At 40.6% G+C, this 22,107-nt stretch carries 21 protein-coding genes and 1 pseudogene; 14 read left to right on the forward strand and 8 right to left on the reverse strand.

The window, feature by feature from the left end; all coding sequences use genetic code 11:
* Nucleotides 1-248 precede the first annotated feature (248 nt).
* The 7 genes from ABRT01_RS11805 to ABRT01_RS11835 all read left to right on the forward strand — a co-directional run bounded on the left by ABRT01_RS11805 (nt 249) and on the right by ABRT01_RS11835 (nt 6,938).
* Nucleotides 249-839, forward strand: a complete 591-nt coding sequence (locus tag ABRT01_RS11805) for an ankyrin repeat domain-containing protein (RefSeq protein ID WP_269409998.1) — start codon at nt 249-251, stop codon at nt 837-839.
* Between the two features lie 87 nt (nt 840-926).
* On the forward strand, nt 927-2,114 hold the full coding sequence (locus ABRT01_RS11810; RefSeq protein WP_269409996.1) for an amidohydrolase family protein: 1,188 nt from the start codon (nt 927-929) through the stop codon (nt 2,112-2,114).
* A 7-nt stretch (nt 2,115-2,121) separates the two neighbouring features.
* Nucleotides 2,122-2,319: a hypothetical protein gene (locus tag ABRT01_RS11815; protein ID WP_367747371.1), complete on the forward strand. Its 198-nt coding sequence runs from the start codon at nt 2,122-2,124 to the stop codon at nt 2,317-2,319.
* Between the two features lie 232 nt (nt 2,320-2,551).
* The gene (locus ABRT01_RS11820) at nt 2,552-3,859 is read left to right on the forward strand and encodes a helix-turn-helix domain-containing protein (RefSeq protein ID WP_269409992.1); all 1,308 of its coding nucleotides are present in this window, start codon (nt 2,552-2,554) and stop codon (nt 3,857-3,859) included.
* Nucleotides 3,860-4,113: 254 nt separating this feature from the next.
* Nucleotides 4,114-4,944, forward strand: a complete 831-nt coding sequence (locus tag ABRT01_RS11825) for a DUF3100 domain-containing protein (protein ID WP_269409990.1) — start codon at nt 4,114-4,116, stop codon at nt 4,942-4,944.
* A gap of 3 nt (nt 4,945-4,947) precedes the next feature.
* Nucleotides 4,948-5,400 carry a hypothetical protein gene (locus ABRT01_RS11830; RefSeq protein WP_269409988.1) on the forward strand — a complete coding sequence of 151 codons (453 nt, stop codon included), beginning with the start codon at nt 4,948-4,950 and terminating at the stop codon, nt 5,398-5,400.
* Between the two features lie 92 nt (nt 5,401-5,492).
* Complete coding sequence (locus ABRT01_RS11835) at nt 5,493-6,938, forward strand: M20 family metallopeptidase (protein ID WP_269409986.1); 1,446 nt, start codon at nt 5,493-5,495, stop codon at nt 6,936-6,938.
* A gap of 379 nt (nt 6,939-7,317) precedes the next feature.
* Here the strand turns inward: ABRT01_RS11835 and ABRT01_RS11840 are convergent, their stop codons facing one another.
* From ABRT01_RS11840 to ABRT01_RS11850, 3 genes are read right to left on the reverse strand one after another with little or no spacing between them, the layout of a single operon-like run.
* Nucleotides 7,318-8,049 (reverse strand): P-II family nitrogen regulator, encoded by a 732-nt coding sequence (locus ABRT01_RS11840; protein WP_269409984.1) that lies wholly within the window; start codon nt 8,047-8,049, stop codon nt 7,318-7,320.
* A complete protein-coding gene (locus ABRT01_RS11845) occupies nt 8,003-8,773 on the reverse strand; it encodes a DUF1538 domain-containing protein (RefSeq protein WP_269409982.1) in 771 nt (256 codons plus the stop codon). The genes ABRT01_RS11840 and ABRT01_RS11845 overlap by 47 nt, the downstream gene beginning before the upstream one ends.
* Nucleotides 8,770-9,462 carry a DUF1538 domain-containing protein gene (locus ABRT01_RS11850; RefSeq protein WP_367747378.1) on the reverse strand — a complete coding sequence of 231 codons (693 nt, stop codon included), beginning with the start codon at nt 9,460-9,462 and terminating at the stop codon, nt 8,770-8,772. The genes ABRT01_RS11845 and ABRT01_RS11850 overlap by 4 nt, the downstream gene beginning before the upstream one ends.
* 246 nt (nt 9,463-9,708) lie before the next feature.
* Here ABRT01_RS11850 and ABRT01_RS11855 point away from each other — a divergent pair.
* A pseudogene (locus tag ABRT01_RS11855) lies at nt 9,709-9,890 on the forward strand (SDR family oxidoreductase); the annotation flags it as partial.
* On the opposite strand, the gene ABRT01_RS11860 reads toward ABRT01_RS11855, so the two are convergent.
* The 4 genes from ABRT01_RS11860 to ABRT01_RS11875 form a co-directional block, all read right to left on the reverse strand.
* Nucleotides 9,881-10,090, reverse strand: a complete 210-nt coding sequence (locus tag ABRT01_RS11860) for a hypothetical protein (RefSeq protein ID WP_269409980.1) — start codon at nt 10,088-10,090, stop codon at nt 9,881-9,883. The pseudogene ABRT01_RS11855 and the gene ABRT01_RS11860 sit on opposite strands and share 10 nt — an antisense overlap.
* Entirely contained in the window at nt 10,065-11,306 is a 1,242-nt protein-coding gene (locus tag ABRT01_RS11865; RefSeq protein WP_269409979.1) for an MFS transporter, read from the reverse strand. Before ABRT01_RS11865 ends, ABRT01_RS11860 begins: the two co-directional genes overlap by 26 nt.
* Nucleotides 11,307-11,381: 75 nt before the next feature.
* Complete coding sequence (locus ABRT01_RS11870; protein WP_269409977.1) at nt 11,382-12,827, reverse strand: glycoside hydrolase family 32 protein; 1,446 nt, start codon at nt 12,825-12,827, stop codon at nt 11,382-11,384.
* Between the two features lie 196 nt (nt 12,828-13,023).
* Nucleotides 13,024-14,001: a LacI family DNA-binding transcriptional regulator gene (locus tag ABRT01_RS11875; RefSeq protein WP_269409976.1), complete on the reverse strand. Its 978-nt coding sequence runs from the start codon at nt 13,999-14,001 to the stop codon at nt 13,024-13,026.
* A gap of 464 nt (nt 14,002-14,465) precedes the next feature.
* Here ABRT01_RS11875 and ABRT01_RS11880 point away from each other — a divergent pair, with 464 nt between their 5' ends.
* Nucleotides 14,466-15,110: an SDR family oxidoreductase gene (locus ABRT01_RS11880; RefSeq protein ID WP_269409975.1), complete on the forward strand. Its 645-nt coding sequence runs from the start codon at nt 14,466-14,468 to the stop codon at nt 15,108-15,110.
* 150 nt (nt 15,111-15,260) lie between these two features.
* Here ABRT01_RS11880 and ABRT01_RS11885 read toward each other — a convergent pair whose 3' ends face one another.
* Nucleotides 15,261-16,658, reverse strand: coding sequence for a right-handed parallel beta-helix repeat-containing protein (locus tag ABRT01_RS11885; protein ID WP_367747385.1), 1,398 nt, complete (start codon nt 16,656-16,658; stop codon nt 15,261-15,263).
* A 293-nt stretch (nt 16,659-16,951) separates the two neighbouring features.
* Here ABRT01_RS11885 and ABRT01_RS11890 point away from each other — a divergent pair, with 293 nt between their 5' ends.
* The 5 genes from ABRT01_RS11890 to ABRT01_RS11910 all read left to right on the forward strand — a co-directional run bounded on the left by ABRT01_RS11890 (nt 16,952) and on the right by ABRT01_RS11910 (nt 22,066).
* Complete coding sequence (locus ABRT01_RS11890; RefSeq protein WP_269409973.1) at nt 16,952-17,707, forward strand: SDR family NAD(P)-dependent oxidoreductase; 756 nt, start codon at nt 16,952-16,954, stop codon at nt 17,705-17,707.
* A gap of 42 nt (nt 17,708-17,749) precedes the next feature.
* The gene (locus ABRT01_RS11895) at nt 17,750-18,493 is read left to right on the forward strand and encodes an SDR family NAD(P)-dependent oxidoreductase (protein WP_269409972.1); all 744 of its coding nucleotides are present in this window, start codon (nt 17,750-17,752) and stop codon (nt 18,491-18,493) included.
* A gap of 310 nt (nt 18,494-18,803) precedes the next feature.
* Nucleotides 18,804-20,201: an ABC transporter substrate-binding protein gene (locus tag ABRT01_RS11900; RefSeq protein WP_269409971.1), complete on the forward strand. Its 1,398-nt coding sequence runs from the start codon at nt 18,804-18,806 to the stop codon at nt 20,199-20,201.
* 150 nt (nt 20,202-20,351) lie between these two features.
* Complete coding sequence (locus tag ABRT01_RS11905; RefSeq protein ID WP_269409970.1) at nt 20,352-21,254, forward strand: carbohydrate ABC transporter permease; 903 nt, start codon at nt 20,352-20,354, stop codon at nt 21,252-21,254.
* Nucleotides 21,251-22,066 carry a carbohydrate ABC transporter permease gene (locus ABRT01_RS11910; RefSeq protein WP_269409969.1) on the forward strand — a complete coding sequence of 272 codons (816 nt, stop codon included), beginning with the start codon at nt 21,251-21,253 and terminating at the stop codon, nt 22,064-22,066. The genes ABRT01_RS11905 and ABRT01_RS11910 overlap by 4 nt, the downstream gene beginning before the upstream one ends.
* Nucleotides 22,067-22,107 lie beyond the last annotated feature (41 nt).

Here is a 22,107-nt window from a genome sequence, read left to right on the forward strand (position 1 = left end):
AGTGCAACCGTGAATTAGCATAGTTGCACCTAGTGTGTCAACCATTGATTTTGGTGAAGAGCCAAAAATAATTTTATTTATATTTTCCATATAGTTAGCCCCATGGTACCCTATTTGTGAAGGAGGAAAAAGTAGCTATGATGGTGAGGCGAATAACTTTTACTGTTCTGTTTGTCTTTTTGCTCACCGCTTGTCAGTCAACACCAGAATCCCCGGAAAACATATCGAAAGAAAAGGAGGAAAACACGATGAATCAAAAACTAATTGACTCCGCTGAACAAGGTGACACGAAAAATGTTCTGAAACTCCTTAAAGATGGCGCGGACATTAATGCAACTGATAAAAATGGGAGAACAGCTGTAATAGCAGCGACCCACAGCAATAAGCCGGATACAGTTGAGGCACTTATTCAACAAGGTGCAGACATCAATATTCGTGATAACAATCAGGATAATGTGCTTTTGTATGCAGGAGCGGAAGGGTTTCTTGAAATTGTAAAACTTGCTGTTAATGCCGGGGCTGATACAACGCTAACGAATCGGTATGGCGGAACGGCTCTCATTCCGGCTTCCGAACGCGGACATGTTGATGTTGTGGAGGAACTGTTAACCCATTCAGATACGGATGTCAATCACATCAACAATTTACATTGGACAGCGCTTCTGGAAGCTATCATTCTGGGTGATGGCGGTAAGAAGCATCAAGAAATCGTACAGCTATTAGTTGACCATGGAGCCGATGTTAATATTAGTGATGGAGATGGAGTTACCCCTTTACAACATGCACAAAAACGTGGATTTCAAGAAATAGAACGGATATTGAAAGAAGCTGGTGCTTGATTGGGGATCCTGACAAGTAAATCGCTGATAAAAGTTTCACATTATGTCTTGTAAAAATATAGGTATGCGAGGGGAGGACAAATAAATATGACAGGTAAAGCTTATTGGTTAACGAATGTTCGCTTGGAAACGGGCTACCAATATGAACATGATTCGATAACTGGTACAAAAACAGAACGATTTCATGTACAGGTGGAAGACGGGAAGATCAACGAAATTATTCCAGCCGAAAAGCCGCTAATAACGGATTTACCTAACCACGATGCGAAAGATTACCTCATGCTCCCTTCTTTTAGGGATATGCACATTCATCTTGATAAAACGTATTACGGTGGTTCATGGAAAGCGCCGACGATTCCGGCGAAAGGTATTTTAACACGATTGGAAGAAGAAGAAAAATTGCTTCCACGTCAGCTTCCTGTGGCGGAGGAAAGGGCGGAAAAATTGCTGGGTTTGCTTTTGCATTCAGGCTCGACTCATATTCGTACGCATTGCAATGTCGACCCTGTTATCGGGTTGAAAAATTTGGAAGCAACCGTACAAGCTGCGGAAACCTACAATGGGAAAGCTTCCGTGGAAATTGTCGCTTTTCCGCAGCATGGGTTATTACGCAGCCAATCTGTTTCACTTGTTAGAGAAGCACTGCGTAATGGTGCTTCGTTAGTAGGTGGTGTTGATCCCGCATCCATTGACGAAAATATAGAGAAGTCCTTGCAGACGGTAATGGACCTTGCTGTTGAAGCCGATGCAGACATTGATCTACATTTACACGACCCGGGACATCTTGGTATTTTTACGTTTAAGCGATTAGCCGCTCTGACAGAAGAAGCCGGATGGCAAGGTAGAGTTACCATCAGTCATGCCTTCGCTTTGGCAGATGTCTCACCCAAGGAAACTGGTGAAATTGCGGAGTTACTCGCATATCAAGGGATATCGATTACATCCTCGGTTCCCATAGGTAGAACAATTCCGATTACTCTCTTGCGGGAAAAAGGAGTCAAGGTATCTCTTGGCGATGATAGTATCACAGATCACTGGTCTCCCTTTGGAAAAGGTGACAGTTTGGAAAAGGCCGGAACATTGGCGGAACGTTTTGGCCTGAGTGATGAACGTTCACTTGGACAAACTCTGGGATTTATTACGGGAGGCGTGACCCCTTTAAATAAAGAAGGAGAACGTGTCTGGCCAAATAGAGGAGACAAGGCTAATCTCTTTTTCGTTGATGCAAGTTGCTCAGCCAGGTCGTTTGGCAGAAATCTCTGGATGGGTAGATGAACAGTCATTGGCACAAACACTTCACTATATTACTGGTGGTAACACACCACTTCATTCTAAAGGCGAACTGAATTGGCCGAATGTTGGAGATGAAGCAAATATCGTATTTGTTGACGCATCTTGTTCTGCAGAAGCTGTTGCCAGAAGATCGAAGCGGGTAGCTACGTTGTTCAAAGGAGAATTTGTTTCAGGTTCTTTCCAGTAAGAAACCAATACACGTTTAATTTTTAAAATGAAAGGCCAGGAAAAGTTCTGTCCTAGAATGTAACAAACAAGAATCAATCAGCAAAGTATTTTGTTTAAAGTTGTGACTAAACAAAAAATATAGTACGGATTTAATTATTTTTACAATTGATAATCAACCTGTACCCAGATTCCATGAATGGTGCTATAGTAGATTTTGAGGAAGCAAAAAAGCATAAGGAAAGTGATTTAACATGAAGATTAGATTGGGGCTAATCGGATCTGAAGATAATGTGGAAAAAATTAAATCAGTCGTTGAAGAACATACTGAGTTTGACTGTATACCATTTGTCCACTTTTTTCCTGAAGATGTGATTGATTTGCTAAAAACACATCAGCATGAAGTAGATATGTGGTTTTTTTCTGGAGTTTATCCGTATTCAATTGCAAAGAAATGGGGAAAGGTTAATCAGCCGATGTTCTTTGTTCCATATAAAGGAGCCAGCTTATACAAAACGTTATATCATATTTTGTATCACTATGGTATCAATATAGACGAACTTAGTTTTGATGGTTTTACGGTATCAGAATTAAAACAAATTTTTTCAGAACTGAATTGTGTATTACAGCCTGAATATTTGTATTCAAAAATAAATCCGGATGACAAGATTAACATTGATGAAGCAGTTGCACATCATTATTGTCTAGCAAAAAAGGGGAAAACAAAAGCGGCTGTAACGTGTGCATGGCAAGTACATACGAAACTACAAGAAACCGATGTCCAGGTATTTCGGGTAGGACATGCTAATTCTGCAATTGAATCGGTGTTAAACATGGCTTTGCGGACATATGAAATGTTACGTTTTAAAGATCGGCAAATTGCGGTGCAAACGTTTGAGATAGATGAATTAATTTCTTCCGCGAAAGATACATATTCATCAGACGACATATATCATATCGAAATTGGTTATAGAGAAAAACTGCTTCAATATGCAAAGCGGATACAAGGTTCGTTTAAGGCCGTGGGATTCGGACATTATTTCATTTTTACAACCCGGGGCATCCTTCGCGACGTGACGGACTATTTTTCCATGATACCTGATATGGAAGAAACCAATTGGATCATAGAGAAGAAAGTTACAAGCGGCATTGGTATTGGCCAGTCAGCTTATGAGGCGGAGATATATGCCCGAAATGCGCTGTTAAATGCGAAAGAACATGGGAAAGGGAGCTGGATGGTTGTTTTTGAGGATAAAACAATCAATGGTCCCTTAGGCTTGCCGGAGTATATTAGTTACTCGGTTAATTCCAGGGAAATGCAAGCAATCAGTGAACAGACTTCGCTCAATGTTTCCACGCTAAGCAAAATTCACGCCATTGTAACGAAAGTGGGTAAAGCGGAACTGACAGCCAACGACCTTGCTGGTTATCTGCATATTTTACCTAGGAGTGTACGGAGAATATTAACCCAATTGGAGAAAAAAGGTTATGCAAAAGTAATTGGTGAGGAAAGTTCTCATCCTCGTGGTCGTCCAAGAAAATTATATCGGATCTTATTATAATAGAATGAGATATCTCTGTCTGTTTATAATTTTTTAATAGTTTCATATTGACTAAAATTAATGTTTAAATTAAAATTAAGGACATAGCCGAAAATGAACCTCAAATGAACGAAATCGTTGTAATAGATTTGTTCGGGACTATAGCTATATTATTATCCGAATATTACAAGTAATAGGGTTTCCCTGTTGTAGAATGAATGTTGGAATGTAAGTAGAGTGGCACCATGCAATGGTTAAAAGGAGGGAAAAGAAAAGTGGAAGCAAAGCAGCCCAAACTCTGGAAAGATTGGCGTTTACACTTAATTGTTTTAATTTTGACCCTATTGGCAGAATGGATCGGAACACATGAAATCCCATTGGGGCCGGGAGTTCTACTGTTATTGCCTATGCTTTATGCCATGGTCTTCGGTGTAGCACTGTATTTCACACCTGTGGTAAAAGAGAAAACGTCAAAAAACGCCGAAACGCTTGTGTTTTTGTCGGTGAGTTTATTAGTTGCCAAATTTAGTTTTGCGATTGGCCCGGCAATTCCGGAAATTGTCCAGGCAGGGCCAGCATTATTGCTACAGGAAATTGGGAACCTTGGCACGATATTTCTGGGACTTCCAGTGGCGATTGCTATCGGTATGAAAAGGGAGAGCATCGGAATGACCCATTCGCTGGGAAGAGAAGGGAATTTGGCTTTGATCACGGATAAATACGGTTTCAATTCTCCGGAAGGACGGGGTGTCATGGTTATGTATATCTATGGAACCTTATTTGGAGCTGTGTTCCTGGGCTTGGCTGCCGGGCTGCTGGCTACCTTTACACCGATTCATCCGTTGGCGTTTGCTATGGCATCAGGGGTTGGAAGTGGAAGTATGATGGCGGCTGCAAGCGGCTCTTTGGTCTCTTTGTTTCCCGATATGAAGGAAAGTCTTATGGCCTTTGCGGCAGTCAGCAACCTGATTTCGATAACCACGGGATTATATGTAAGTATTTTTATTGCACTTCCAATGACGGAAAAGCTCTATGGTTTTCTGTCAAAATTTAAAGCTGGCAAGGCAAAGCAGGATGGTAAAGCTAAAGCGAAGGTAGGGGGATGACGTATGTTAAAGAGTATTCAGGAATGGACTTTTGTCTTGGCAGTGGTTGGTATCATTGCAATTATTGGCAATTGGGTTGGATATCAAGTTATGCCATTAACATCAGTTCCCGGGATGATTATTATCATTCTCGTTTGTTTAGCCGGATTGGTCATCCAAAAAGTTCTGCCACTTAACCTGCCTGCCATTGTTTATATGGGTGTGATTGGTATGATTCTTTCTTTACCGGTCATACCTGGATCAGAATATGTGATTAAATGGACCGAAGAAGTGAACACACTCGCTCTAACGACACCAATCCTTGCTTATGCGGGAATTGCTGTTGGACGCTCATGGGCTGATTTTGCCAAATTAGGTTGGCGGAGTATTATTGTTGGAACCTGTGTTTTATTGGGTACATTCCTTGGCTCCGCGATTATAGCTGAGATTATCTTGCGAGTACAAGGACTTGTTTAGATTTTCAAAGGCGAAAGTGGCCGGTGAGCGGTGTATAACTGCGCCTGTAAAATAGTACAGTCAATATACTTAAAGATAGGGGATATATTATCATGAATGTAACAGAAAAAATATCAGCATTGGTAGACAACAAGGATGAAAAATTCAAGGAATTGGCCAATAAGGTATGGGAGTTTGCCGAGACGCGGTTTGATGAATTTCGTTCAGCGGATTTATTGAGTAATGCGCTGGAAGATGAAGGGTTTACATTAGAACGGGATGTTGCAGGGCTTGAAACCGGCTTTATAGCTAGTTTCGGTAAAGGAAAGCCAGTTATCGGTATACTTGGAGAATATGATGCGCTTGCAAGCCTTAGCCAAAAATCTGGAAGCAGTTCGTATGATCCGGTCACACCACAAGGGAATGGGCATGGATGTGGACATAATTTGCTTGGTGTGGGCTCGTTAGCCGCCGCAGTAGCCGTTAAGGATTACATGGAAACCAATGATCTTTCAGGAACTGTTAAATATTTCGGATGCCCTGCAGAAGAAAGCGGCTATGGAAAAGCGTTTATGGCCAGAGAGGGTGTATTTGACTCGCTTGATGTTGCTTTTTCCTGGCATCCTTATACAATGAATACCGTGGCGCATACGAGCTCAAACGCCGTCATTCACGCAACCTTTACGTTTAAAGGTCGTAGTGCCCATGCTGCAGCGGCTCCACATCTGGGAAGAAGTGCCTTGGACGCCGTTGAATTAATGAATATTGGTGTTAATTATATGCGTGAACATATGATTGATGATGCTCGCGTTCATTATGCTGTTACGAATTCCGGAGGTTTGGCACCAAATGTTGTACAAAAGGAAGCAGAGGTTACATATTTAATTAGATCCCCTAAACCGGAACAGGTACAAAATCTTTACAAACGTGTAGAAAATATTGCCCGTGGTGCGGCCCTAATGACGGAAACAGAACTGGAACATCAAATCGAAGGATCTTGTCATAATTTGATTCCAAACAGTGCATTGGAACGGGTCATGCATCAACAGATGAAAGAATTGGGATTTCCGGAATTGGATGACCAGGACATTGCATTTGCCAAGGCAATCTATCACACTTTTTCCGATGAAGATAGAGAAACCGCCAAATCATCACTCGATAAGGAGTTTGCTTCCAAATTGGATGAAAGGCCGATTGCTGATGTGATTCTTCCTTACTCGGATCAATTATCATTTATGACCGGATCTACCGATGTTGGAAATGTTAGCTGGAATGTACCAACAGCTCAGTGCTACACATCTACATGGGCATTTGCCACTCCTTTCCATACATGGCAAGTGGTAGCGCAAGGAAAGCAGAACTATGCACACCAAGGAATGTTGCTTGCAGGAAAAACAATGGCTTGTACAGCTATTCGCGTGTTAGAGGATAAGGAGTTACTATCCCAAGCACAGGAAGAATTTAAAAATCGACTTGATGGGGATCAGTATGAGAGTTTAATTCCGCAAGATCTCCAGCCACCAAGGCATAACTCCCCTGAAGTTGTTGGAGTAGAGTAGGACTTAGCGGTTTAGTTAGATTTTTAGTATGAGGCTTCATTAAACATACTGATGCATTCAAAAATGTGCAAGGACTTTGGCTAGTTGATCGAACCGGAAGCAAAGTCGATCGAGAACGTAGCAAAGTTGATCGAACCAGAAGCAAAGTCGATCGAGAACGTAGCAAAGTTGATCGAACCAGGAATAAAGTTGATCCAGTAAGCAGAATTATTACAAGGTGGGGTGTTCATAGTGGCCTCTCACATACCCCACGATCAGCAAATAAAGGTCACGTAACCTTGATGATGGAACCAATAGATAGTAAAACGACCACCGCTTTAACAGGTGGTCGTTCATATATTTTGAGTAATACAATTTATCCGAAGAGTCGGTACAGACATTATTCCCTCAGTCTTTTACCGATCATTTCGTTTAAAATATGGTTAATCCCCACTGTTTTTTCGACTGCCAGAACAAAGGAAATCCCTTTACCTGGTTTGTTGATTCCTGCATCTTTTTCAATGGTTTCTACTACTTGATCTGTTTTTTCCCTGTTGATTAGTGTTAACACGACTTCTTTTTCCGGTTCGATGAGGATGTTAAACAGCTTGGCTTGTTCATGAACACCGGTTCCACGACCGCACAAAATTGTTCCACCTTCTGCGCCTGCCTTTCTGGTAGCATCAACGACTTTCTCAGCGTCTCCCTTGTTGACAATGGTCACTACAAGGTCATATAGAATCTTTTGCTCTTCCATTGCGATCGTAACACCTTCCTTATCCATGGTTTCGTCATCTGCATCCCAACCCACCATATGGGAGATTCCCGCAACCTGCTTGGTGTCTATCACAAAACCAATCCCTTGTCTTGGCTTGTTTAATTTTACCGAATCAATAATAGCATTCATCACGTTAGGAAAGCGTTGATTGGAAACAAGCGTTAAGATGAGTTCTCTTTCTCGTTCTACCGGGATGCCGAGGATTCGCTTTTTTTCATTGAGCCTGATCCCTTCACCAATTAGTACAGTGCCACCATTTGCCCCAGCATTTTTGGATGCCTGGATAACTTTTTTGGCTTTTTCCTTTCTAACGATCGTAATGATTAACTTTTGCCCCGGCTGTGTCATTGCCATGATGACCCTTCTCCTTCCTACTGTATAAGATTCCCAGTGTTAGTACGGATATGATTGGAGCAAGCGCTACCAATGCTACCATACCAAAGCCATCAAGAAGCGGATCACGTCCTTCCAATTGAGTTGCGATTCCGACAAACAACGCCAGTATAAATGTAGCTGTCATAGGCCCGGTTGCCACACCGCCTGAATCAAAAGCAATGGATGTAAATGTTTTGGATGAAAACCTTACCATGATTAATGCTATTATATAGCCTGGAACAATAAAATACCATAGGGAAATGCCAAAAAGTAAACGCAATATGGCAAGTACGATCGATATGCCTACACCAACCGAAAGCGTGTAGAGCAAAACTTTCTGAGGTATGTAACCACCCGATACTTTTTCAACTTGCCGGATTAAAACGGTAACGGCTGGTTCAGCATATATGGCGAAAAATCCGATGATAAACCCGATTGGAATTAACACCCAGCTATAAGATAAAGCGCCCAGACTTTTCCCCATAAGCTCACCAATAGGCAGAAACCCGATATGCACGCCCTGTAAAAAGAAAGAAAGACCGAAAAACGTTAAGATAAAGCCAACGCCAATGTCTATTAGTTTTTTCCATGGTAATCGTAAAAAGATAAATTGAAACAGCAAAAATAAGATAAATAGCGGTGACAATGCCGTGGCAACTTCCTCCATAATTTCGTTGAATCCTCTGAATACCTGTATGTTCATCCGTAAATCACCCCCAACAGCAACACGGATAAGATCGGTCCGATAGAAGCAAGCGCCACCAGACCAAAGCTGTCACTTGATGAGGATTTGCCCCGCATAACTGGGGCCACACCGACTCCCAAGGCCAGGATAAATGGAACCGTTAATGGCCCCGTTGTTACACCACCGGAATCGAAGGAGATAGGTACGAACTGGGGAGGCGAGAACGCTGCTAACAAAAAAATAATGCCATAACCGCATGCCAATATGTAGACGATGTTAATGCTAAAAACAATGCGAATCATTGCAAGTGCAACAAAGATACCGACACCCAGGGAAACGGCAAGAATTAAAATACTTCTGGGGATCTCTCCACTTGATACCTGATCAACTTGATGGGAAAGCACACGTACGTCCGGTTCAGCTACAGTCACCACAATTCCCAACAAAAAGCCGAAGAAGACAATAATCCACAGCTTCCTTGTCTTTGATAAAGCGGAACCAATCATTTCCCCAACAGGTAACAATCCGACATTAACCCCTAATAAAAATAGAATGAGTCCAATTCCCACCATCACGACTCCGATCAAGAATTGCAAGAACGTTTCGGTTGGCAGCCATACTAGTGTGAATTGCAATGCTGTAATTACAACAGTAATCGGTAAAATGGAATAAATAACTTCTAATATGGTACTTTTGATATTGTCCATAGATAACCACCTTATTTGAATTTTTCTAATACGGTCTAAACGTATTCATTTGCTGATGATGAAGAAGGACGCCACTTTTTCATCAAATGCGTGATAAAATGTGAAAATAACCATGCAGACAGATAGGAGAAAAGTCAGAAGTATCTATATATATTATAGCATGGTTGTCTTTATTATGAAATAATTTGCAATAATAATAATTAATGAATATTAACCGACAATACATATTTTGAATCAAATAGAATATATGGAAGGGAGAGGGGAGCAGTTTGTGTAAATAATGGTATTTCCAGAATACTAGCTTCCCTTCATCCACAGGGCAGACTTGGAAACCCGGAAGAAATTCAAAGGCTGTCCTGTTTTTTGCAAGTGATGAAGTAAGTTTTGTTAATGGTACAACTTTGCTTGTTGATGGGGGTTATACGGCCATTTCAAGCCCATTTCTAAAAGGCATTATTTTAGAAATGGGCTTGAAAATTTGGATGCCAAGCAGCCGGTCAAGGTCGGGGTAAATCTGTTCAAGCTTGGGCTGATTCGCTCGGAAAAGATTCCCTCGCCAGACATAGACGCCAAGCCACTCAATATTTTCCAATGAACGGTACTTATTTTGCCGATGCAAATTCTTCATGATCCAATCTCTTTTCCCGGTTATTGTTGTTTAACGTAAAAATGGAGAAGATGACAAAGAGTATGATAATAGATCCCAAAATAAAGAATGTTGTTCGATAATTGGTTAAATCATAAACATAACCGACAAGTGAAGAAAAGAGAATAACCCCTATTTCACTAGAAACCTTAAAACCGATTAAGTAGACCGTTGCAGACAGACGAACATCGAAATTGGCGGCAATATATTTAAATACTGCTATTAACAGGATTGGAAGTTCTACCGCATGCAACATTTTTACAAACGATATACCAACTCCGCTTGTCAGGACAGCTGATCCAATAATACGGAAAGCCATGATGGTTCCCGCCAAAACCAATGATTGTTTGATCCCAATTTTATTTACAATAAATGGAGCTAAAAATAGAAAAAGTGCTTCTACAAAAACCTGAATCGAGTTCAACACACCATAGATCGTGTTACCATAGGTTTGATCAGCAAAAAGGCTGACAAAATACACAGGAAATTGCTGCTGATCGTAAACGGTATAGATACAAACAGTGCCAAATAAGTAAATAATCAAAAACCAAAATGTTTTATTGGTGAATAGGAAGCGAATATCCTTCATCGAAATGTTGGAGACGCTTTTTTTCTCGGTTTCCGAAACTTCTACTTTAAAAAAGATGTTCAGTATAAAAAATAATATGCCGGTACAGGAAGCAATCCAGAAATTAATATGTGGATTAATACTTAACAAAGAACCTGCACCAATCGCTGCTACTGCATATCCCAGCGATCCCCACATACGTGATTTGCCAAATTCAAAATCATATTTTCGACTCAATTTTTCCGTATAGGACTCCAGAAATCCCGCACCGGCAACAAATCCGGCACCAAGATAGATTGCACCTAATATGGCTCCCAGATAAAATTGATTTAACAGCAGTGGCTCATAGACATAGATGACAAAAGGAGCAATAAACACGAGCACAACACTTTGAAACCAGACAAGATTCTTCTTCGTCCCCAATTTATCCTGGATATACCCGTACAAAATCATAAAAAACAGTGCGAAAAAGGAATTGAAGGAATAAATCGTTCCAACTTGAGCACCCGTTAATCCCAAGCTGTTATTTAGCCAAATAGCATAAAACGACCACCAAATCGACCATGTAACAAAGAATAAAAACAGGTAACCAGACGAAAACCAATACTTACTATTTTTTAAAAAATTCATCTTTAGCTTAACTCCTTTTTTAGTCGATTAGGGAGGTAAATCGCTAACTTTTCCTCCCTGATATTCTGAAGTTACCTATACATGACTCTCCCTGGAAGACCAGATGGAGGGATATTCGTTTATTTCTATGTCATCTAAAACAAGCTCTTTATGATCTGAAAAAACCCGAATCTGATTTATCTTTCCTTTTGGATACATCACATTGGTTGATACCGAAACTCCACCATTAACAAATATTTCAATAGATGAATAATCTAAAAGACAAAAAACTTGATTGGTTGCCAGCCCTTTTAGTGAACCAGTAATATTACCGGGAAAATCACTTGAAAAGTCAATGCTTCCATCTCTTCTCTCAAAGGTGTATATATCTTTATCTAAATGGAAGTGGATGGTAAATTCCTCATTTTTATCGCTGATCAAGATTAATCCCCAACATTTGCTATTACTTTTTTCGTTTATTGTGATGTTAACACTTGCAGGCAATGAAATCGGGAGCTGTTGATTGGTTCCCTCCTTAATGGTAACGTCATTGTTTTGCTTATGATTCACATTCACACTAGGAACAACAGGCTGCTGCTTCAATACATACTTATCATTTACCTTTTTAAGTGACAGTTGCCGAACGATACTCATGGAGCTGCGCCAAGGTGAAACCGGTACGACACCTGCGTATTGCCAATTATTCATCCAGCCAATCCAATATGTCTCTTCAGTATTGTACCAAGTAATAGAAGCATAAAAATCCTTGCCATCATCCACCCATTTAAGTGGATCATCAGGGGACTCATTCGGATAAAATTGCACACCATCGAAATCACCCGTAAAATATTGCACGGCTGATCCACCATTTGGTCCGCCGGCATTCATACTTACAATCAAAACCCACACTTGTTCGGACGAGTCTTCAACAGATAATGGGAATAAATCCGGGCATTCCCAAACCCCTTCATACGATCCATAGTCTTGTCCAAAAGAAGATTGATAGGACCACTCTATTAAATTGGGAGATGTATAGATTTGAATATGATCACCACATGCTAATAGCATCACCCATTTTTGTGTATTCTGATGCCAAAACACTTTTGGATCACGGAAATCTTTTATATCCGTATTTGGAAGTACTGGGTTATGTTCATATTTTGTCCATGTTCTTCCTTTATCCTCACTATAGGCAATGCTTTGTTGCTGGCTTGTCCCATCATGCGTGAAGATGGCTACCAGCCCACCATTGGGGCCATTAAATAATCCTGATGTGTTGTTTGTATCAACGACAGCAGATCCTGAAAATATCGTTCCAAGCTCATCCGGCTCCAATGCAATATCTAACTCTTTCCAATGAAAAAGATCCTCACTTACTGCATGCCCCCAATGCATATGATGATGATCATTCCCAAAAGGATTCCTTTGATAAAACAAATGATATTCTCCGTCAAAGTAAACCAGCCCGTTTGGATCATTAATCCAGTTTTTTGCCGGCGAGTAATGGATTTGCGGTCGAAGCGGTTCTTGATAATACATCATGATCTTCCTCTCAATGAATGATTTGAAAACGTTAACGAAATTCCTTAACGTTATTTTCGTATAATTATTTAAACATGTCAACCGGTTGACATAAATTTTATACGAAAATGTATGATGGCTGTCCTCACGGTTGATTCTGCTCGGCCTTTCTTTTCCTATCAACCGAGAAAACAATAGGCGTAAAAAAATGGCATGGTTATGTGGTGTTGCCATGCCATAGTTTGATAGGGAGGATGGTTTCATTTTTAGCTGTTTCTTTGCCGGCAATTTGCTGGTCCAGGACGTCAACAACGGTTTCGGCAATAGAAGCAATTGGCTGGACAATCGTTGTTAAATCTGGATAGATGGATCTGATTAATTTCGTGCCATCATATCCAACCACTTTTAAATCTTCAGGTATTTTGTAGCCTAAATTTTTTGCATGTTGGATGACATTAATGGCAATCAAATCGTCACTTGCAAAGATTCCATCGACATCCGGGTGATCGTGAAAAAGTTTTTTAATCGTTTCGATATTTTTTTCGAGAAAAGCTACATCAGGTACTTCATAAGTAATCGGGTTCATATTTAATTCATTCATCACATTTTCATATGCATACCTTCGATCGTTAGCAGGTGTTTCCAGAGAGGATGCTCCGTTGATATGTATGATCTTATTACAGCCCTTGTTTAATAGTTCTCTCGTTGCCAGTTGCCCGCCTGTATAGTTATCGGAGCTGACAACATTGATATTTTTGGAAAGATAGTGATCAATCGCAACGGCCGGCAATTGCTGCTGGTCATCAATTAGCCCCCGATTGTATGTTACAACGACCACACCATCAACCTGATTTCTTAAAAGCATTTCCCAGTATTTCGTTTCCTTATCCGCATGATGCAGACTATTACAGAGAAGCACCTTGTACCCCTTGGTATTGCAAATACTCTCAATATCTGAAACAAGCTCCCCATAAAACGGGTTACTTGTCGAGGGTACAATCACTCCTATTAAATTGGTTCGTTTATTATAAAGCGAACGAGCGACATCATTTGCCACATAATTTATATCTTTCATCGCCTGATACACCTTTTCCCTGGTTGTTTGGCTGATATAACCCCGATCATTGAGTACCCTGGAAACAGTCGTAGGAGAAACGCCTGCCGCTTTTGCTACATCTTGTATTTTCGGTTTCATGATTTTTTATCCCCTTGCAATTGAAATATACCTATATTTTAAAGGAAACCGCTATTAATTGCATTGTATAGATGTAACAAGTGAAGGGGTGTGCGAAATGCCGGGTTACCAATAAATGTGCTACAGGATTATTTGAAACTGTTTGAGCAAGGGGACTCGAGTTTGCAAGAACGAAAAGAAATCCTTATCAAGTAACGTCAAGTGTTAGTGGAAAAAATTCAAACATTGCAAGATACTGTGGAAAGACCGGATCACAAAATAGAAGGTTAAAATGGTGAATGGTTGGAAGCTGAACATGCTTTAGCTAAAAAGCTTTGAGATAAGGCTAATTAAACAAATGATATCATGGAATTCAAATATTCCGACTATACGAACGGAGGAAGGATCGTGTTAAACGTTTACCTTTTTAACCAGCAGGGTATATTCGTTAATAGCATATCAGAAGACAGAAAGGAAGGTAATTCATGAACGTACTTGTTATAGGCGCAAATGGTCAAATTGGTCAACATGTTGTGAAAAAGATACAGGATTCAGGCAAGCATAACGCCATTGCTATGGTTCGAAAGGAAGAGCAAATGGCGAAATTTGAAGAACAAGGAGCTAAAACAGCACTTGTTGATTTGGAAGGAAGCATCGACGACATCACTAATGCAGCAAAGGGTGTAGATGCAGTTGTATTTACTGCTGGTTCAGGCGGACATACGGGTGCTGACAAAACAATGATGATCGATTTGGACGGTGCGATTAAATCCATGGAAGCGGCCAAACAGGCTGGGGCGAAACGGTTTGTCATTGTCAGTGCGATTGGCGTTCATCATCGTGACAAATGGATGGGTGGTGCACCGTACTATAGTGCAGCCAAGCATTATGCGGATGTGTGGCTAGAGAATAGTGGTCTTGATTATACAATTATCCGCCCGGGTGGACTGACCAACGATCCTGGCACCGGGAAAGTAAAAGTGGCGGTTGATCTTGAACGCGGGCAAATTCCTCGTGAAGATGTTGCGTCAACGATTGTTGCATCACTAGAGAATGACCAAACGATTGGTAAAGCCTTTGACATGATTGGTGGGGAAACGCCAATTGAAGATGCTTTAAAAACGTTATGATACTGTTCCATTGAATTTGGATTGAATGAGCGATGGTTCTCTTAAACTGAAAAACATGGGTACAAAAAACTGTATCCATGTTTTTTAATTTCCGTACCCAATGGTCATAGCCTTAAGATTGATCAAGCCTTGTTTAGCAAAATATCGGGTTTATTCGATGATTTTTTTGGCAAGTGAATCTTTTTTCAGTTCAAAATTATACTTTTCTTCATGTTTATATCCAGGATCTATATAACTGGATGCTTGATCACTGTTCGAAGCCTTTTTGAATTCAGGAAAAGAAGTATATTCTTTGTCTTTCCAAACCCATATTCCATTTTTTCCTTTTTCTTTTTGGAATACATTCCTCATTAGCTTGTTTCCTTTATTTTCTGAAAAGTAGTTAGCGACAAATATGTGGGCTGGTCCAGCGGTCAAAATGTTTTTTTCTATCACGTTGTTTTTTGTATCATACTGTAATAAAAGCTGACCTCCATCAAGACCCTTTGTATCATTTTTATAAATAATATTTTGAGAGATCAAAGAATTCTTGGTACCTCCCCGTTTTTTATCATATCCACCAATTGATATGCCGGTGTAAAAGTTATCATGTAAAATATTGTTTGTCATTTTGATATCATCAGCATATTTTTTGGAATGCTCCGAGGTTGCTTCTATTCCAATATCACTTTGGTAAACAGTATTCTTTTTAATGGTTATATGTTTACCACCGTCTACATAAATTCCTCCAGCAGAATATTCATCCCCATAAGCTGGATTGCCAAAAGAGGATATGTCATAAATTTTATTATTTTTTACCACTCCATGACGTACAAAGTCGGCTTTTTTATTATGAGAGGTACCTTCGTAACCAATCAGATCAATACCAATGTTATCATTTCGGCGAATCAGATTGCGCTCTACCTTAAAACCGTCAATATTTCCGTTAAGAACAAGAGATTCACTAGAACCAAGCTTTAAATCTTCTACCACATTATTCGAAATATCGATCTCCCGCATTGCGCCTGTTCCGTAAACCGCGATCCCATGACTATTACCATCAGCTGCAAGAGTTTTTATTCGGCGCACGTGATTGTTTTTCAATGTAATATGACTGCTGGAACCTGTTACATAAATCCCCATGACCGTTTCATCCGGTAAATTGGTTGTTAAATCCTGTATTGTCAACCCGCTGATAGTTAGATAGTTTTTATTATCAATCGTAATTAAGGATGTATCACCCGCAACATCCTTTAGATTTTTTCCACTTAGAACTACCTTATCTTTTTTGTATGCTTTAAAAGTAATTGGCTTTGATTTTGTTCCGCTATATTTGATGACAAGCTTTTCATGATAGGTTCCTTTTCGTATCAAGACGGTTGTCCCTGCCTTCGCTTCAGAAGCAGCTTTATTAAGTGTGCGAAATGGCTTTAATTTTGTGCCATCATTTTGATCATCTCCATTTACAGATACGTAGATGGTGCTTTCCTTTTTTTTATGGGTATTATTTAAAAGCAAAACAATCAGGATTGCAGCTGCAGCCAGGAGAATTAGCATGATTTTTTTCATTTCATCATTCCTCATTGATTCATATCTTTTATATTGCACTTGGGTTAACGAAAATGCAATGTTTTTTCATTCACAAATACGTTATAAGGTAGCAAGCTGCTGGTCCCCCGGCTTCGTGTGCGTGCTAGCCGCACACGAAGCCGGGAGAGAGCGTCACGAAGTTAGGAGAGAACACTTAGATGCATTGTTTTAGGAAAAATAGGGTATAAAATATGGTGTGGAGGTAATGCTTTTGAATTTGTTAGTAAAACCTGACAAAGATGCGGTTTGAAAAATATGTGAGAGGTGTTCTAATGAGACTTGAAAACAAAGTAGCCATTATAACAGGTGGAGGGACAGGTATTGGTAAAGAAACAGCACTGTTATTTGCCAAAGAAGGAGCTAAAGTGGTTATCACGGACATAAACCAGGAAACTGGGGAACAGGCCGTAAAGGATATTCACACAAATGGTGGCGAGGCATTGTTCATCCATCACGATGTCAGCAAAGAAGATGACTGGAAAACAGTTGCAGAGGATACGATTAATACATTTGGCAAAGTGGATGTTCTTTTCAACAATGCTGGAATCTATATTATAAAACCAGTAGCAGAGATTGAACTGGAAGAATGGAATCGTCTCATGTCGATTAATGTGACCGGTGTATTCCTTGGGATGAAACATATCATGCCGCTGATGGCAAAGCAAAATAAAGGTTCCGTGATTAATGCATCTTCCATAGCAGGACTGTCTGGTTCTCCAGGACATGTTCTTTACGGTGCAAGTAAGGGAGCAGTACGTATTATGACAAAAGATGCAGCAATGGAATATGCTTCCTCAAGTGTTAGAGTGAATTCGATCCATCCCGGATACATTGACACTGGAATGGCGGACTATGCTTCTGAAGTTACCGGAAATACAAAAGAACAACTAGGTGAAAATTTATTTCCATTAGGGCATTTGGGGACTGTAAATGATGTTGCCAATACAGTGCTATTCCTTGCTTCCGATGAATCAGCATTCTCGACAGGGGCAGAATTTGTGATTGATGGTGGAGCAACAGCAAGGTAATGCAGGATATGATCGAAGCAAGTTTATAATGGAGGGTTTAAGATGAAATTAAAAGATAAAGTAGCGATTGTAACAGGTGGAGCGAGTGGAATTGGCGAGGCGACTGTGCGCTTGTTTACGGAGGAAGGAGCAAGTGTCGTTATTGCCGATTTATCTGAACGCGGTAAAGATGTATCGGAGGAATTGAATAACAGTGGACACGATACGTTATTTGTTAAAACAGACGTAACAAAAGAAGAGGACATCAAACAACTGATCAAAGAAACCGTGAATAAATACGGTAAACTTGATATTATGTATGCAAATGCCGGAATTGCTGATGAGGCTCCGGCACATGAATTATCTTATGAAAAATGGAAGAGAACCATTGATATTAATTTGTCTGGCGTATTTCTTTCTGATAAATATGCAATCGATCAGTTTTTAAAACAAGGAAATGGTGGTGTCATTGTTAACGCTGGTTCGATTCACAGCTTCGTAGCACTGCCAAATCCAACAGCCTATTCCTCTGCAAAAGGTGGCGTGAAGTTATTAACCCAAAACTTATGTACCGCTTATGCAAAAGAAGGAATTCGTGTGAACGCAGTATGCCCGGGTTATATAGATACCCCCTTATTAAAAGAAGCAGATTCGGAGCAAAAAGAATACCTCGCTTCCCTTCACCCACAGGGCAGACTTGGAAAGCCGGAAGAAATAGCAAAAGCTGTCCTGTTTTTGGCAAGTGATGATGCAAGTTTTGTTAATGGCACAACCTTACTTGTTGATGGTGGCTATACTGCCCAATAATTAAAAAGAGATCATAACGGCCCATTTCTAAAAAGCAATTATTTTAGAAATGGGCTTGTTCATTCTCAGGTTTAATAACTATACTTTTCTTTCTTACGATAATCTATAGAAAAGGGCCCCATTTAGAAAAGTTTACATCCAAGTTACAGCCCAATTACCTATTCACTTTCAAAGTTGCCCAGACCCCAAAGCCTTCTCAATTTTGTCACGTAATAGTTGTGACAATCCTGTGACATCTTTCCTTATTTACAGCCCAAATCTTTTGCTATACTTAATATAAAGAAAGTACAAAAAAACAAGGGGAGTTTGCATGAAGAAAAGGTTTGGCCTGTTATTCGTTGTTTTAATAGCGCTTATAATCATCATTGCCGGATGTAGTTCCACCTCTCCCGGTGATAGCGTTGCCGGGGAGGGTGAAAAAGAGGGGGGTAACAAGGATAGTAAGGTTTTAAAAATTGCTACCGTCAATAACCCGGATATGAAAATTATGCAGGATCTGACGAAAAAGCATTTCGAAAAAGACAAAGGAATCAAAGTTGAATTTGTTGTTTTGCCGGAGAACGATCTTCGTAAAAAAGTAACAGAGGATGTCGGTCTTGGAGCAGGCGCGTTTGATATCGTGACCATCAGTACCTATGATACACCAATCTGGGCCAAGAATGAGTGGATTGAACCAATCAGCCCAAGACTGGATGAAATGAGTGAAGATGACAAAAAAGCATATGACCTGGAAGATATCTTTCCGACAATGAGAGAGGCGCTTACTTATGATGATAGTCTGTATGCACTGCCCTTTTATGGGGAAAGCACGATGTTTTATTACAACAAAGAGATTTTCAAAGAAGCTGGTCTGAAAATGCCTAAGCATCCGACCTGGGAAGAAGTTGGCGATATGGCACGCGAGATCAAAGAAAAGACTGGTACACCTGGAATCGTCTTGCGTGGGCTGCCGGGATGGGGAGAAATGATGGCACCGTTGACGACGGTAATCAATTCCTTTGGCGGGTCGTATTATGACAAGGATTGGAATGCAAATCTTGATAGCAAGGAAACCAAAAATGCGGTGAATTTCTATGTTGATTTGTTAAAAGATGCCGGTCAGCCCGGGGCAACGAGTACCGGATTTACGGAAGCATTGACCATCATGTCTACCGGTAAAGCTGCAATGTGGTATGACGCAACAGTTGCTGCTGGAACATTGAACAATCCGGATGACTCTTCCGTAGCTGGAAAGATTGGTTATGCTTTTGCACCGACACAGGTGAAGGAAGAAAATACTGGCGGACTGTATGCCTGGTCACTAGCAATTGAATCAGCGAGTAAAAATAAAGATGCAGCGTTCGAATTCATTAAATGGTCTACAAGTAAGGAATATGTAGAACTTGTGGGCAAGGAAAAAGGCTGGGTTGTTGCACCATCCGGGACGAGAATCTCAACCTATGAAAACCCGGAATACAGAGAGGCAGCACCTTTTGCGGATATGGTTCTGGAAAGTATTCAAAGTGTAGATTATGATAACCCTGCCGTGGATCCTGTTCCATATGTCGGTGCACAGTATGTTGCCATTCCGGAGTTCCAGTCACTTGGAACAGAGGTCAGCCAACAGATTGCAGCGGCGATTTCCGGAGATAAATCAGTAGATCAAGCCATGAAGGAAGCCCAAAAGTTGGCAGAAGATGCAGCTGAAGAGGGAGGATATAAAAAATAGCTGACTGTAGGATTCGTCAAATTATCTTACTAGGTTTACAGAGAGAATAGAGGAGGATGGACATCTTCCTCTATTCCTCCAGGTTTGTAGTACAACAATTGGTCAAAGGCAAGAAACTAAATTTCAAAATAAAAACAAGGGGGGATGAGTATGCAAACAACTGAAAAAAAGAGAAGAGCTTCCAACCAGCCTCCTGTGAAAAGGTTAATATTGCCAAGTGCCATTTACCTGATTATCATGACGCAGATTCCTTTTTTGATCACGATTTATTTTAGTTTTCAAGATTGGAATTTAATGCGTCCGGACAAAGGTATTGTATTTAATGGGCTGGCGAATTTCAAAAAGATCCTGACCTCATCTTCCTTTTATCAGGTATTTGGGAATACGGTTGCGCTTACGGTGGCTGTTTTAATCATATGCTTCCTATTGGGATTTGCATTTGCGCTACTGATGAATCGCCATTTTTGGGGAAAAGGCATCGTTCGTACAATATTCATTACACCTTTTTTTGTGATGCCGACTGTATCGGCGATTGTATGGAAAACATTGATGTACAATCCCAATTTCGGTATGTCGTCTTATTTTGCCCATGTATTTGGAAAGGCACCGATTGATTGGTTGTCTGCACATCCGCTTTTTTCAATCATACTAATCGTATCGTGGATGTGGACGCCGTTTTTCATGTTGATTCTATTGGCAGGTTTGCAGTCACTGCCGGATGAACTGATCGAAGCAGCACAACTGGATGGGGCGAATAAAATCGGCCAGTTCATCCATGTTACCATCCCGCATTTATTCCGATATATTGAGGTCGTGTTATTGCTGGGGCTGATGTTCATCCTGCAGGTGTTTGGCGAGATCTACGTCACAACCGCTGGTGGTCCGGGTTATGCTTCTACCAATCTATCATTTTTGGTTTATCGTATCGGGTTCCAGAACTGGGATATCGGGGAGGCATCGGCAGTAGGTGTGCTGACGGTTATATTAACGATCATTATGATGATGTTCATGTTTAAATTATTAAGTCGTATGTTCAGGGAGGAACAGTCATGAAAAGAATTGCATCAGGCGGACTGACACTGCTTACCTATGTGATTGCCATTTTGTTCTTTTTCCCAATTCTATGGATTTTCATTACGGGATTCAAATCGGAAAGTGAAGCCATCAACATTCCGCCTTCCCTCTTTTTCAAGCCGTCACTAGAGAATTTTGAAATTGTCTGGCAGGCGGGAATAGGCGGGTTCTTTGCTAACTCTGTTGTTGTTACGGTGGTGTCCACAGTAATCGCGCTTTTGCTTGGAGTTCCCGCAGCATATGCCCTGGCATTATTAAAGGTAAAGCGGAAAAATGATATTTTATTCTGGATGATTTCTACCAGGTTCCTGCCTGTTGCGGGGATCATTATCCCACTGTATCTATTGTTCAAAAATGTAAATCTATTAGATTCCTTGCCTGCCTTAATATTGCTTTACGCCGGTATGAATATACCTTTGATTGTTTGGATGATGCGGTCATTTTTCAACGATGTATCCTATGAGATTATCGAAGCTACACAGGTCGATGGTGCATCCGGGTTGCAATCTTTCTTTAAAGTGGTTTTGCCGCTTGTCAGACCAGGGCTGGTATCGACCGCACTATTATCGATGGTGTTTGCCTGGAATGAATTCTTTTTCGCCGTCAGTTTGAGTTACACCAATGCTGCGACACTGCCAGTATATATGGCGTCCTATATGACACAGGAAGGATTATTCTGGGCAAAAATGTCAGCAGCTGCGTCTATCTCCATTTTCCCAGTTATCATTTTGGGCTGGTTTACACAGAAACAACTGGTTAGAGGTTTGACGATGGGAGCGGTAAAAGGATAAATCATCGCATGAATAAATATGAAATATACAGGACGAATACT

It is taken from the genome of Lentibacillus sp. L22 (assembly GCF_040812445.1).
GTDB lineage: Bacteria > Bacillota > Bacilli > Bacillales > Amphibacillaceae > Lentibacillus_C > Lentibacillus_C daqui.

Bases quoted from the DNA above. Each gene is read 5' to 3' on its own strand.
- ABRT01_RS11805 (WP_269409998.1), top strand. From the start codon at position 249: ATGAATCAAAAACTAATTGACTCCGCTGAACAAGGTGACACGAAAAAT.
- ABRT01_RS11810 (WP_269409996.1), top strand. From the start codon at position 927: ATGACAGGTAAAGCTTATTGGTTAACGAATGTTCGCTTGGAAACGGGC.
- ABRT01_RS11820 (WP_269409992.1), top strand. From the start codon at position 2,552: ATGAAGATTAGATTGGGGCTAATCGGATCTGAAGATAATGTGGAAAAA.
- ABRT01_RS11830 (WP_269409988.1), top strand. From the start codon at position 4,948: ATGTTAAAGAGTATTCAGGAATGGACTTTTGTCTTGGCAGTGGTTGGT.
- ABRT01_RS11835 (WP_269409986.1), top strand. From the start codon at position 5,493: ATGAATGTAACAGAAAAAATATCAGCATTGGTAGACAACAAGGATGAA.
- ABRT01_RS11840 (WP_269409984.1), bottom strand. From the start codon at position 8,049: ATGGCAATGACACAGCCGGGGCAAAAGTTAATCATTACGATCGTTAGA.
- ABRT01_RS11845 (WP_269409982.1), bottom strand. From the start codon at position 8,773: ATGAACATACAGGTATTCAGAGGATTCAACGAAATTATGGAGGAAGTT.
- ABRT01_RS11850 (WP_367747378.1), bottom strand. From the start codon at position 9,462: ATGGACAATATCAAAAGTACCATATTAGAAGTTATTTATTCCATTTTA.
- ABRT01_RS11860 (WP_269409980.1), bottom strand. From the start codon at position 10,090: ATGAAGAATTTGCATCGGCAAAATAAGTACCGTTCATTGGAAAATATT.
- ABRT01_RS11865 (WP_269409979.1), bottom strand. From the start codon at position 11,306: ATGAATTTTTTAAAAAATAGTAAGTATTGGTTTTCGTCTGGTTACCTG.
- ABRT01_RS11870 (WP_269409977.1), bottom strand. From the start codon at position 12,827: ATGATGTATTATCAAGAACCGCTTCGACCGCAAATCCATTACTCGCCG.
- ABRT01_RS11875 (WP_269409976.1), bottom strand. From the start codon at position 14,001: ATGAAACCGAAAATACAAGATGTAGCAAAAGCGGCAGGCGTTTCTCCT.
- ABRT01_RS11880 (WP_269409975.1), top strand. From the start codon at position 14,466: ATGAACGTACTTGTTATAGGCGCAAATGGTCAAATTGGTCAACATGTT.
- ABRT01_RS11885 (WP_367747385.1), bottom strand. From the start codon at position 16,658: ATGAAAAAAATCATGCTAATTCTCCTGGCTGCAGCTGCAATCCTGATT.
- ABRT01_RS11890 (WP_269409973.1), top strand. From the start codon at position 16,952: ATGAGACTTGAAAACAAAGTAGCCATTATAACAGGTGGAGGGACAGGT.
- ABRT01_RS11895 (WP_269409972.1), top strand. From the start codon at position 17,750: ATGAAATTAAAAGATAAAGTAGCGATTGTAACAGGTGGAGCGAGTGGA.
- ABRT01_RS11900 (WP_269409971.1), top strand. From the start codon at position 18,804: ATGAAGAAAAGGTTTGGCCTGTTATTCGTTGTTTTAATAGCGCTTATA.
- ABRT01_RS11905 (WP_269409970.1), top strand. From the start codon at position 20,352: ATGCAAACAACTGAAAAAAAGAGAAGAGCTTCCAACCAGCCTCCTGTG.
- ABRT01_RS11910 (WP_269409969.1), top strand. From the start codon at position 21,251: ATGAAAAGAATTGCATCAGGCGGACTGACACTGCTTACCTATGTGATT.